Here is a 12,311-nt window from a genome sequence, read left to right on the forward strand (position 1 = left end):
CAAGGCAAAAATGGCCGAGGAAGCGGAGTTTACGTGCTGTAAATGAGCATTCCGAGGCCATTTTTAACGCCGTATCGCCGACGCGCAGCAGATCCGAGACTGGTTCTAACGCTCCTTAACGATCAAACGCCCCGGCGTGGTGCCCAAAGCCTGCCAGTTCGGTCGGTACATCGACTCCACTTGCGGTGGCGGTACGCGGTAGCTGCCCGGGGTAACGGCGCGGGCCAGGTACAGCAAGTGAGTGGTGTCGTAGCCGTTGACGTCCAGCGCTGCAACGTAGCGATCACCACGGAACTCCTGGTGCTTGATCGCCGCGTTCTGCATCGACTCACGCCACTCTTTCACCGCACTGCTGGCGTCATCCAGGCTGGCCGAACTTTGTGCCAGGTTCTGGTTCTCCAGCTCCAGGCCTGCCGGCAGCAGGTCGACCACCAGAGCATCCGGTACGCGCTGCTTGGCGGATACGGCCAGGTGCACCAGCACCAGCTCGCCACTTTGCAGGTTGCTCAGGTCCAGCGGCTGGCCGTCCATGCCCAGGTACTCGCGGTAGATGCTGAGGTTCTCGCCACCGGCTGCGGGTGCCTGGCTGGGGTAGCCGGACAGGGTGAGCTGCTGGTACAGCGGCGTGTCGCCCGGTTTGCTGACTGAATTGCGAATGCTCAGCGGCGCCGCCAGGTCGCTGCCATCGAGTTTGAGCCCCGGTTGGGCATTGCTCAGGTCGAAGGCCAGGCTGCCGCTTTGCAGGGCGGCACTCCAGTTTGGCTCCGGCTTGCTCAGCAGGTTGCGCCCGGCCAGGTACAGCGAGTTGCGCTCCTGGGTCGACAGCCACTGCTGCCCGGCCACTTCGTCAGCCAGGTTGAACAGCCGCTCTTCGCGGCGGTTGCCGGCCAGGTCGTGCTCTTCAAGCAGCGCCAGAATCAGCGCCTGGTCGCGCAGCGGGCTGCCGTAGTCAGCCAGCCAGGTGTTGCTGTCACGGCCACGGGCCAGGCCGGCGGTCAGCAGTTCGTCGGCACGCGGCTGGTCGCCCATTTTCTGCAAGGCCACGGCCAGGTGCACCAGCGGTAAGCCGGAGCGGGCATCGCTGCGTCGCTCGTACAGGCTGCGCAGCGCACCCAGCGGCGCCTGCTGGCTGCGCGCCAGCACATAACCGGCGTAGGCCTGCACGGCAAAGCGGCTGTGCTCAGCATTGTCGCTGTAATTGACTTCGATCAGCTGGCGCTCCTGCAGGTAGCGCAGCAGGCGTTCATTGGCCTTTTTCAGCGCCTCTTCCGGCACGCCGAAACCTTGCTCACGGGCGCGCAGGAGGAAGTCGCTGACATAAGCGGTCAGCCAGTATTCCTCGTCGCTGTCCGCGCCCCACAGACCGAAGCTGCCGTTGTAGCGCTGCATGCTCAGCAGGCGTTCGATGCCCAGCTCGATGGAGCGTTTGCGCTGCTCATCCGGCTCGGCTTCCACGCCCAGACGTTTCAGTGTGGCGGCATCGGCATACAGCGACGGATACAGACCACTGGTGGTCTGCTCCAGGCAGCCGTATGGATAGGCTTTAAGCGCGCGAATCTGCTCGCCCAGGTTGAGCGGCGGCCGGCTGGATATCGCCAGCCGCGCTTCCAGCCCTGCCGTCTCGAAGGCACTCAGGGCATTGGCCGGCAGCAGCCAGGGTTCGTCTTTGAGCACGGCGCGGAAGTGTTGCAGCTGCGCCGGATAGGCCGGACGAATGCCCAACGTCCACTCGCGGCTGAACGGCGGCAGGTCTTCACCCGGCAGGGCCAGGCCGTTGACGCTGACCTTGAAGCGTCCCTGGCCGTAACCACCCAAGGCACTGACCGGGATGCGCAGGATGGTGCGCTGACCGTCGGCCAGGGTGATCGGCGCCACCGCTGCGCCGGGGTTCTGCGCCAGGCGCAGTTGACCTTCGGCACTCAGTTGTACATCGAGTTTCTGCTCGCGCCCGGAGAGGTTGCTCAGGTCCAGGGCCAAGGTGGTTTCATCACCACCGGCGAGGAAGCGCGGCGCCGACAGCTCGGCAATCAGTGGTGCAGCGACCACCGTCTTGCCTTCGCCCATGCCGTAGTGCTCGTCGGTCCAGGCTTGCGCCATCAGGCGCAGTTCACCGTTGAAGTCAGGGATCGCCAGGCTGACTTCGCCTTCACCCTGCTCGTTCAGTTTCAGCGGCTCACTCTGTAGGGCGACGATCAGCACACTGGTGTCCGGACGCTTGCCGCCACCGGCCAGCGCCGCGTCACCACCGAAGGCCAATTTGGCCACCCGACCTTGGCCGGCTTCGATCAGTTGACCGTAGATATCCAGATGATCTGCGCCATAAGCCTTGCGGCCGAAGAAGTTGGCGAATGGATCCGGCGTGGCGTAGTCGGTGATATTGAGGATGCCGACATCCACTGCGGCCACCAGCACCTGCGCCTGTTTCGGGATGCTGCCGTCGGCGTTGCGCGCCTGCACCTTGACCTTGAGTGGCTGGTTGGGGCGCATCTTCTCTGCAGCGGTGAGGGTCAGCGCCAGTTTGCGCGGCGCACGCTCCAGCGGCAGATGCAACAGGCCGACCGCGCGCTTGGGCGTGGCATTGCTTTTGCGCTCGCCGGGGCGAATCACCAGGGCGCTAACATACAGGTCATGCCGTGCCCAGTCCTTGGCAATCGGGATGTCGAAGGTCTTGCCTTCGGCCGGTACGTCTACCTCTTGCCACCACAGTGGGCCTTCACTGGACTCCACCATCAGGTAGCCCTTGCCCGCAGCGGGCGGGGTGACGGTGACCTGGGCCGTATCGCCATCGACATAGGCCGGTTTATCCAGCGCCAGCTTGACCTGATCCGGACGCACCGCGCCGCCGTCGGCGTTGTCCTGCCAGCGGTAGCCGGCCCAGAAGCGCAGGCTGCTGAGCAGGCCGGTCTGGCCGTCGATCACCTCAATGCGATACGGGCCCCATTCCACCGGGAAGCTGATCTTGGCGGTGCCGCCGGCAGCGACCTTGAGGGTTTCTTCGTTAAGGGTGAGGAATTTCTCGGTGTAGTTATGGCTCCAGCCATCGCTCTCGGAGAAGTTCCAGAAGTAGTCACGGCGCTCACGGATCAGGCGCACGCTGAGCTGATCGGCGGCCAGTTTATTGCCCTCGGCATCGGCCACCAGCACTTCAAACTCGGCCAGGCTGTCGGCGTCCACTTCTTCGCCATCAAACAACCCGCGTACACCCGGCAGACGCTCGGCCGGCCACACTGGCTGGACAATCCGCCGGGTAATCGCGCGGCCACCGGACTCCTGCAGGCTGGCCTGCAGAATCAGACGCAGCGGCGATTTGGCATCGCTCCAACGGCTCTCGATATCCAGGCTGGCCTTGCCCTGCTCGTCGAGGCTGGTTTCATCCAGTTCGATGTCCTCACTCAGCTCTTCTTCAGTAACCGAACCGAACTGATAGCCCGGCAAACTCGCCACTGCCTCACGCAGCGGACGCACATAAAGCTGGCCACTGAGACGATTACCGGCAGCCGGGGCGCCATACAGGTAGCGCCCCGTCACGTCGAACTGAGCGTTCTCGCTCGGGCTGTAAGGCACCTCGCTGCCCTTGAGTTCCAGGGCCATACGCTCAGGCAGGAAGTCTTCCACGGAGAACTCGTACAGCTGCTGACGGCCATCACCGAGATCGAACAGCAGTTGCCAGCGGCCGGTCGGCGCTTCATCAGCCAGTTGCAGTTGGTACTGATACAGGCCGGAATCGTCGGCCTGCCAGACGAACTTGCGGCTGACCTGCTCATCCGGGCGGCGCACTTCCACATTCACCGGCTGGGCTTTTACCGCGCGGCCATCGGCATCGCGCAGCAGGCCATTAAGCAGCACGGTCTCGCCGGGGCGATAGAGGTCACGCGGGCCGAATACGAAGAACTGCAACGGATGGGCAACAGGACCGGCGATATCGAATTCGGCCAGGTCCAGCGCGGCGGTGTTCAGGCGTAACAGGCTGGTCTGTTCGCCCTGGTGGGCCAGCAGCACTTCGGCTTTGGGCGGCAACGGCAGTTCGCCATGGCCGGCGCCGTCGGTCTTGCCTTCGGCCAGCACCTGGCCTTCTGCGTTGAGGATTTCCAGACGTACATCGCCCAAGGCATCACCACCGGCCAGGGCCTGGGTGAACACATCCATACGGTTCTGGTAACGGTGCACGGACAGGCCGATATCGCTCAGGGTGAACAGCGTGGCCGGTTGCGAGTAGTTGTAGCTGCCCGCTTCACGCATCACCGCCAGGTACACACCGGGCTGCTTGAACGGCTCCAGGCCGGCAATCGGCAGCAGCAGGGTTTCGCGGGTGTTGCGCGCCGGGTTCAGGTCAAAGCGGCCGCCGTAGACCAGCTCGGCCATCGGCAGCAGGCTGCGGGCTTCCCAATTGTCCAGATTGCTCGACCGGCCCCAGCGGTTAAGGAAGGCCGGCAGCGATTCGGGTTTGATGCGGAAGAACTCGACATTCACCTTGTCAACGTTCAGCGCAATCACCGGCAGGCCTTCGGCCAGGCGCGTCGGCAGCAGCGAGCCACGGCTGGCGAAGCCGACACTGGCTTGCAGGTCGCGGGTTTCCAGGCGGGTCACCTGCTCGGCGGCGAGGCGCTTGCCATTCAGCCCGAGCAGCCCGGCATCTACAGTCAGCACCAATTTGCGCTGCGGCTCCAGGTGACGCAGGCGCACTTCCATCAGGTTGTCGGTCAGCTCCCAGGCGCCGTCGACCTTGCCGCTTTTGCTATCGACCAGATGCAGGCGCTCGGCGAGCTTCTGCTCGGGGTCGAGCGGTACGGAAAAACTGATCGACAGGGTGCTGGCACCATCCAGCTGGACCTCCGAAACGTCTACCACGGTCAGTTCGCGACCGGCGTAACGTTCGGCCAGCGCCTTGCGGTCAACCGGCGCTTTGGCCGTCTCGCTGGTGCTGGGGATGGCTTGGGTGGCCGTCACTTCGGCGGGCACCGGGGTAGATGAATCACAGGCGCTGAGCAGGCTCAGGACAAGTGCCAGAAGCAGTCCATTCTTCGGCATTGCGGGGCTCCAACAAGGGTAGATGCAGAGGCCTGACACTATAGTCGAGGCGCTCACCGACCACTAAGTGTGCATCTGCAAAATTGCTCAGCAGCGCACGCCTGTCGATCAGTGTTTAATACCCCGCCTGTGACACGCGCCTGCGCATTTTGTTGCAGCCATTCCCAGCTAGTTCGAGAACGCATTTGATAAACGCCGTACGCGATGCCTGGCAGCATGCGCCGACCCACAAACGGGTCTGGGCATTGGCTGCGCCGATGATCCTCTGCAACCTCTCGGTACCGCTGGTGGCGCTGGTCGACAGTGCGGTAATTGGCCATTTGCCGCATGCCCACCAATTGGCCGCAGTGGCAGTGGGCGCCAGCCTGTATGGCTTGCTGGTCGGCAGCGTGGGCTTTCTGCGCATGGGCACCACGGGCTTTACCGCCCAGGCAGTTGGCCGCAGAGACGGCAGCGCGCTGCGCCAGGTGTTGCTGCAAGCCTTGTTGTTAGGCGGCGTACTGGCCTTGGCACTGGGCCTGCTGATGCGCCTGCTCAGCGTACCGGTATTGGAGCTGATGCAGCCTTCGGCGCAGCTCGACGTCCTGGCTCGCAGTTATCTGCATATTCGACTCTTCGGCCTGCCAGGCGCGCTGGCCAGCTATGCCCTGGTCGGCTGGCTACTCGGCACACAAAATGCCCGCGGGCCGTTATTGATCATGTTCGGCACCAACCTGCTGAATGTGGCCCTGACGTTGCTGTTCGTCCTCCGGCTGGGCTGGGAAGTGGCAGGCGCAGCCTGGGGCTCGGTACTGGCGGAATGGAGCGGGGCACTGCTCGGCCTTTACCTGGCGCGCCAGACAATCAAGCGCCAGGCTGGGCGCATCAATTGGCCCGCGCTGCGGCTATGGCAGAACTGGCGGCCTTTGCTGGCGGTAAACCGCGATATTTTTATTCGTACCATGGCCCTGCAAGCGGCATTTTTCCTCATTACCGTACAAGGCACCCGCCTAGGTGATACCACAGTGGCGGCCAATGCCTTGCTGATCAATGGCCTGATGCTGAGCGCCTTCGCCCTGGACGGGCTGGCCCATGCCGTCGAGGCGCTTGGCGGGCATGCGCTGGGCGCCGGGGATCGCCAGGCGCTGCGGCGCAGCATGCTGGTGGCGGGGGCCTGGTCACTGCTGGCGAGCCTGGGATTTGCCCTCTTCTTCTGGCTCGGCGGGCACTGGTTTGTCGGCCTGCAAACCGACATCGCCACAGTACGTAGCACGGCCCTTACCTACCTGCCCTATCTGGCGTTGCTGCCGTTGATCGGGGTCTGGAGCTACCTGCTCGATGGCCTGTTTATCGGCGCTACCCGCGCTCGTGAAATGCGTAATGCCATGCTCTGGGCATTATTTCTAAGCCTGCCATTGGCCTGGTGGCTACAGGCGCTGGGCAACCACGGCCTGTGGCTGGCTCTGCTGGCCTTTATGGCGCTACGCGGCCTGTGCCTGGGTGGCTATGCTTACCGCCTGACCCGTGCCGACCAATGGTTCGCCCCCAGCCAATCAGGAGCCCCTTATGCTCAGCCCTGAAATGCCCTGCGATGAAGTCCTGCGCCAGCAGATTCTCGATGACAACGAACTGCTCGACACCCCCGCAGACGCCTATCTGGACACCCTGGTACGGGTGGTGCGCGAGGTCTTCGCGGTCAAGACCGTGCTGGTCAGCCTGATCGACCATGACCGCCAGTGGTTCAAGTCACGTATCGGCCTGGAAATCAGCGAAACCCCGCGGACCATTTCCTTCTGCGCCCACGCGATTCTCGGCACCCAGCCGTTTATCGTCGAAGACACCCATAACGACCTGCGTTTCCACGACAACCCGGTGGTGGTCAACAACCCGCAGATCCGCTTCTATGCCGGGCAACCGCTGTTCTCCGAAGAAGGCCAGGCACTTGGTACCCTGTGCCTGATCGACCCGGTCCCGCGGCAGCTAACGGACAAGCAGCTGCGCCTGTTTACCGACATGGCCGTGCTGGTGGAAGGCTACCTGAAGCTGCGCCATGTCAGCGCCCAGACCGAACAGCTGCGTGCGGCGCTGAGCCGCGAACAGCGCAAGACCATGCTCGACCCACTGACCCAGCTGTGGAACCGCGCCGGCCTCGATCACTTCCTGCCCAGGCATCAGCAACAGGCCGACGAACTGGGCTTGAGCCTCGGCGTGCTGTTCTGCGATCTCGACTACTTCAAGAAGGTCAACGACAACCACGGCCACGCCGCCGGCGATCAGGTGCTGTGGGAAACTGCGCGGCGCATCAGTGCCGCCGTGCGTCCGCAGGATGTAGTCACCCGCAGTGGCGGCGAGGAGTTCGTGGTGCTGCTGCAGGTGCATGACCAGCACGAGCTGCTGCAAATTGCCGAACGGATTCGCAGCACCCTGAGCAAAGAGCCGGTGGAAACCGACAACCACCCCCTGCACCTGACTATCAGCATCGGCGCGGCCCTGCGCAGCGCCGGGGAACCACCCAGCAGCACCATGAAACGCGCCGATCAGGCTCTCTATCAGGCCAAGGGCAATGGCCGTAACCGGGTTGAATTCGCCCACTGACCCGAGAAAGGATGCCCACATGGCTCAAGCACTGGCTGCCTACCTGCATTACCTGTCGATTTTCGTGCTGTTCGCCCTGCTTAGCGTCGAGCATGTGCAATTCAAACTGCCGCTGGACCTGCGCCGCGCCCGCAGCCTGATCATCACCGACATTGCTTATGGCATCAGTGCTGGCGTGGTGCTGTTTACCGGCCTGGCGCGCGTGCTCTGGTACGGCAAGGGCCTGGACTACTACCTGGGCAACAGCCTGTTTCACGCCAAAGTCGGCCTGTTTATTCTGATCGGACTGATTTCCGTGGTGCCGACCTTTGTCTTCCTCAACTGGCGTAACAGCCTCAAGGCCGGCGAAGTGCCGCAGGTCAGCGCCCGCCAGGCACGCCTGGTGATCATGGTGATTCGCCTGGAACTGTTGCTGCTACTGGCCCTACCATTACTGGCAGTGCTGATGGCGCGTGGTTATGGCTGACCGCCAGCCTGGCGCGGCAGGCAGAATGCCTCGACCATCAGGGCCATGCTCTCGATCACCTCATCACGCGTGAGCAATTGCTGATCCTGGCTGAAGTAACAAGCCGTGGTGTACTGCACCGAGTTGACCATTACAAATAGCGTGGCCGGCAGGTTATCGATGCGGTACTCATGCGCATGACGCATCAGATAGTGCTGGCACACCTCACTCATATCCCGCTCCAGGCTCTGGAACAGCTTGCCTGATTGCAGCCGGTGCCAATTACGCACCAGCTCGCGCTGCCCCTTGTCCTGCTCCACCTGTTCAAAGACCCCCTGCAAAACCGCCCGCGTGGCCGTTCTGACATCACAGTCGAGCAGTGGCCGCAGCCGCTGGTACACCACCTCCATCAGCTGGCGAGCCTGCTGCTGCATCAAGGCCTCGATCAACGCCTCCTTGTTGGCGAAATACTGATAAAGCGAGCCAATGCTGGCCCCGGCACGCTGGGCAACATGGTTGGTAGTGAGCCCGTCGAGGCCACGCTCCCCCAACTCCTGCGCCGTAGCCTCAAGCAGCGCCGCGACCATCTCACCCGAACGTTTCTGCGTAGGTTGCTTCCTCATACCGGCATCGACCATGCGAGTTGTTTGCGAGTAATTACTCGCAATAGTGTGGCGGCACGACCAACCAACGGCACCCAACCAAGGTATAAACATGCCTGCGCACCCCACCCGTATACCCGGCCGCCATGGCGCCGACATCACACGCGCACGCAAAGCCGCCGCCCCCATCCGACGCTGGATCAAAGGCCCGAGCGAGCCGAGCGCCGATGAGTGGCAGGCTATCGGCGAGTCCTTGCTGCACGGCGACGCGCCAATGGACAGGCTGATCGAGTGGATGCTGGAGAATGGCCTGGCGCGAACCAAGCCACTGTATGACCGCGCCGTGAACGAGGGCATCGCCGCGCTGAATGACCCACCACAGCCGCTGCTGCAGTTCTTCAATCAGGTCGAAGCCACACCGGCCTGGTTCATGCCCAGCCTGGCCGACCAGGGCGCGCGCGCCTGTGGCTTGTCCGGCATGACGGGAATGCGCGTGCTGCGCGACCTGGGTCTGCTCGCCGGCTACCAGGCTTCGGCCATCAATCGAACCCTGGTACTCACCGGCTCACTGGAAAAAAGCGCACAACGGCGCATCGCCGAAACGACCAAGTGGTGGATCGACTGCACCCGGCCTGGCGGCATGCTGCCAGGCGCACCCGGCTACCGCAGCACCCTGCAGGTACGCCTGATCCATGGCTTAATACGCCACCGCGTAGCCGCGATGCAGGACTGGGACGCGAGCTATTACGGCGTGCCGATCAACCAGGGCGACATGCACGTCACATACCTGGCCTTCTCCAGCATTTTCCTGCTTGGCCAACGCCTACTCGGAGTTCCGCTATCCCTGTCAGAGGGCGCAGCCATCACCCACCTCTGGCGCTACATTGCCTGGCTGATGGGGGTGGAGGCCTGCTGGCTGCACGCCGACGAAAATCAGGCACGTCGTGCGCTGTACCACAACCTGCTGAGCCAACCCTCAGCCGACGAAAGCAGCCGTCAACTGGGTATGGCGCTGATTAACGAACCCCTGCAACGCCACTACAGCAACCTGCCCTGGCTGCGTGGTCACCTCAACAAGGCGATTCACCTGAGTATTGCCCGCAGCTTTATCAACCGCGACGGGCGGCAGGCACTGGGGTTGCCGCGCGGAATACTGCCCTGGTACCCCCTGCTGAGCGCGCCGCTACGTTTTGCCTGGCATACCGTGCTACGCGGCCTGCCCTACGGCCGCGAATTTCTGATCCAACGCGGCCTGCGCCAGCAGGAAGCCTATCTGCAAACCCTGTTTGGCAAAAAACACCCGACCCTGACAGATATGGCAGCGCCAACGCAGCCCTGAAGCGTCGCCGACCGCCACGCCCCGGGCGCGATAAGCAGGCTCAGCGAGCGGTCGCGAAACCGCCTGGGCGAGCGCAGAAACAAGGCGGGCATTTGCCCACGCGGCATGGCTCTGCTAGTGTCGCGCCGGTTCCAATTCCCCGATCCGCCCCGAGATATCCGCCATGGCCGCCCGTAAAAAAGCCGCGCTCGATTTCGAGCAATCCCTGACCGATCTGCAGAATCTGGTCGAGCGTCTGGAAAACGGCGAGCTGTCGCTGGAAGACTCGCTGACCGCCTTCGAGCAGGGTGTGCGCCTGACCCGCGACTGCCAGGCCGCATTGGCCCAGGCCGAGCAGAAAGTGCAAATACTGATGGAGCGCGACGGCGAGCTGGAGGAAGCCCCTTTCGACGCGGATCAACAGGCATGATTGCGGCCTACCAGAGCAGCTGCCAGCGCCGTGTCGACGCCGCCCTGGACACCCTGCTGCACAGCCCACGCCCGGAGCTGGAGCGCCTCTATGCAGCCATGCGCTACAGCCTGTTCAATGGCGGCAAACGGGTGCGTCCGCTACTCGCCTACGCCGCCTGTGAAGCCCTTGGCGGCGATCCTGCGCGGGCCAACGCGGCAGCCTGTGCGGTGGAGCTGATCCACGCCTACTCGCTGGTGCATGACGACCTGCCGGCGATGGACGATGACGACCTGCGCCGGGGTCAGCCGACCACCCACAAAGCCTTCGATGAAGCTTGCGCGATTCTCGCTGGCGACGGTCTGCAAAGCCTGGCCTTTGAAGTGCTCAGCGATGCCAAGCACAACCCGCACAGCGCCGAACTGCGCCTGGCCATGCTCAACACCCTGAGCCATGCCGCCGGCCCTGCAGGGATGGTCGGCGGGCAAGCCATCGACCTCGGTTCGGTAGGCCAGCAGCTCGACCATGATGCCCTGGAAGTCATGCACCGGCACAAGACCGGCGCCCTGATCGAAGCCAGCGTGCAGCTCGGCGCACTGGCCAGCGAGCGCGCCGACGAGCACGCCCTGAAAGCCCTGCACACCTATGCCCGGGCCATCGGCCTGGCGTTTCAGGTGCAGGACGACATCCTCGACGTGGAAAGCGACACGGCCACCCTGGGCAAGACCCAGGGCAAGGACCAGGCCCACGACAAACCCACCTACCCCGCCCTGCTTGGCCTCGACGCGGCCAAGGCCTACGCCCTGGAGCTGCGCGACCAGGCCCTGCACGCCCTACGGCCGTTCGACCAGGCGGCCGAGCCGCTGCGGGAACTGGCGCGCTATATCGTCGAACGGCGCAGCTGATCAGCCCCGACTGCTGGCCAGCGCCAGCATCTGCTCACGCAACCAGGCATGCCCGGCCTGGTTTTCCACCTGCCGCGACCAGTACAGGTTGAGGCTGACTGGCGGCAGGCTGATCGGCAGCGCCAGCAAGCGATTGGGCAACCCGGCATTGATCAGCTCGGCGTAACGCAACGGCATGGTCAGCAACCACTCACTCTGTGCCACCAGCAGCGCCGCCGAGAGGTAATGCTGGCAACGCTGGCGCACCTGTCGCGCCAATCCCTGGCGTGCCAACGCCAGATCTTCCACGCAGATGCCACGCCGCCGTGAAGTGACTGCAATGTGCTCGGCGGCCAGGTAGCGCGGCATATCCAGCGGCCCATCAAAGGCCGGCCCGGCAACCACACACAACGGGTCGGTGAGCAGCTGCTGCTGACGCAACTCGGGGTCGGTCGGCCGGGCGATTTCAATGGCCAGGTCGATGCGCCCGGCGCTCAGCTCACGTTGCAGCTCGGCCCAATGCAGGCTGCTGCTGCGCACCTGCAATTGCGGGGCAACCCGGCGTAGGTGGTCGATGATGCTCGGCAGCACCACCGGCTCCATCTGCTCAGGCATATTCAGGGTAAAAGTGCGGCGGTCCTGCGTGGGGTCGAAGTCCTGACCGCGTGTCACGCTGCGCAACAACCCGGCCAATGCCTCCTGAATGCCCGGTGCCAGCTGTGTGGCCAGTGGCGTGGGCGCCACCCCACGGCCTTCGCGGATAAACAGCGGATCGTTCAGTTGTTCACGCAACCGATTCAGCGCGTGGCTGACCGCCGACTGGCTGAGGTGCAGCAAGACCGCTGCACGCGTCAGGTTGCGCTCGCGATAGATCACCTCGAAGACTCGAAACAGGTTCAGGTCGATGCGTCCCAGCGCTGACCATTCATGCTGTTGATTCATGGTTATCCCCGACAATTGCCTACCCGCCCAGCCTAGCAGGCAAGGGCAACCAGAAAACCATGAATACGCTGCATGGATAACGATGCATAAGCATCAGTTCTGTGACGGC

The 12,311-nt window shown here is 63.6% G+C and carries 9 protein-coding genes; 6 read left to right on the forward strand and 3 right to left on the reverse strand.

What is annotated here, in order from left to right; genetic code table 11:
• Window positions 1-105: 105 nt before the first annotated feature.
• The gene (locus ACSQ17_RS06860) at window positions 106-5,028 is read right to left on the reverse strand and encodes an alpha-2-macroglobulin family protein (RefSeq protein ID WP_436068077.1); all 4,923 of its coding nucleotides are present in this window, start codon (window positions 5,026-5,028) and stop codon (window positions 106-108) included.
• A 188-nt stretch (window positions 5,029-5,216) separates the two neighbouring features.
• Between ACSQ17_RS06860 and ACSQ17_RS06865 the strand changes: the two genes are divergently transcribed.
• The 3 genes from ACSQ17_RS06865 to ACSQ17_RS06875 are packed head-to-tail and all read left to right on the forward strand — an operon-like array spanning window position 5,217 to window position 8,068.
• Entirely contained in the window at window positions 5,217-6,587 is a 1,371-nt protein-coding gene (locus ACSQ17_RS06865; protein ID WP_436070441.1) for an MATE family efflux transporter, read from the forward strand.
• Window positions 6,574-7,602, forward strand: coding sequence for a sensor domain-containing diguanylate cyclase (locus ACSQ17_RS06870; RefSeq protein ID WP_436068078.1), 1,029 nt, complete (start codon window positions 6,574-6,576; stop codon window positions 7,600-7,602). The genes ACSQ17_RS06865 and ACSQ17_RS06870 overlap by 14 nt, the downstream gene beginning before the upstream one ends.
• A 19-nt stretch (window positions 7,603-7,621) precedes the next feature.
• Window positions 7,622-8,068, forward strand: coding sequence for a DUF2214 family protein (locus ACSQ17_RS06875; protein ID WP_233685975.1), 447 nt, complete (start codon window positions 7,622-7,624; stop codon window positions 8,066-8,068).
• On the opposite strand, the gene ACSQ17_RS06880 is transcribed toward ACSQ17_RS06875, so the two are convergent.
• Window positions 8,059-8,670 carry a TetR/AcrR family transcriptional regulator gene (locus tag ACSQ17_RS06880; protein WP_436068079.1) on the reverse strand — a complete coding sequence of 204 codons (612 nt, stop codon included), beginning with the start codon at window positions 8,668-8,670 and terminating at the stop codon, window positions 8,059-8,061. The two genes, ACSQ17_RS06875 and ACSQ17_RS06880, sit on opposite strands and share 10 nt — an antisense overlap.
• Window positions 8,671-8,761: 91 nt before the next feature.
• On the opposite strand from ACSQ17_RS06880, the gene ACSQ17_RS06885 reads away from it, so the two are divergent.
• From ACSQ17_RS06885 to ispA, 3 genes are all read left to right on the forward strand, one after another.
• Window positions 8,762-9,988: an oxygenase MpaB family protein gene (locus ACSQ17_RS06885; RefSeq protein WP_436068080.1), complete on the forward strand. Its 1,227-nt coding sequence runs from the start codon at window positions 8,762-8,764 to the stop codon at window positions 9,986-9,988.
• 163 nt (window positions 9,989-10,151) lie between these two features.
• Window positions 10,152-10,397, forward strand: a complete 246-nt coding sequence (locus ACSQ17_RS06890; RefSeq protein ID WP_090255704.1) for an exodeoxyribonuclease VII small subunit — start codon at window positions 10,152-10,154, stop codon at window positions 10,395-10,397.
• On the forward strand, window positions 10,394-11,281 hold the full coding sequence (gene ispA / locus ACSQ17_RS06895; RefSeq protein WP_436068081.1) for a (2E,6E)-farnesyl diphosphate synthase: 888 nt from the start codon (window positions 10,394-10,396) through the stop codon (window positions 11,279-11,281). Before ACSQ17_RS06890 ends, ispA begins: the two co-directional genes overlap by 4 nt.
• Here the strand turns inward: ispA and ACSQ17_RS06900 are convergent, their stop codons facing one another.
• Window positions 11,282-12,202, reverse strand: a complete 921-nt coding sequence (locus ACSQ17_RS06900) for a LysR family transcriptional regulator (protein WP_436068082.1) — start codon at window positions 12,200-12,202, stop codon at window positions 11,282-11,284. It lies immediately after the preceding gene.
• Between the last annotated feature and the right edge of the window lie 109 nt (window positions 12,203-12,311).

Origin of the sequence: Pseudomonas sp. LjRoot71 (genome assembly GCF_964253255.1) — a bacterium.
Lineage (GTDB): Bacteria > Pseudomonadota > Gammaproteobacteria > Pseudomonadales > Pseudomonadaceae > Aquipseudomonas.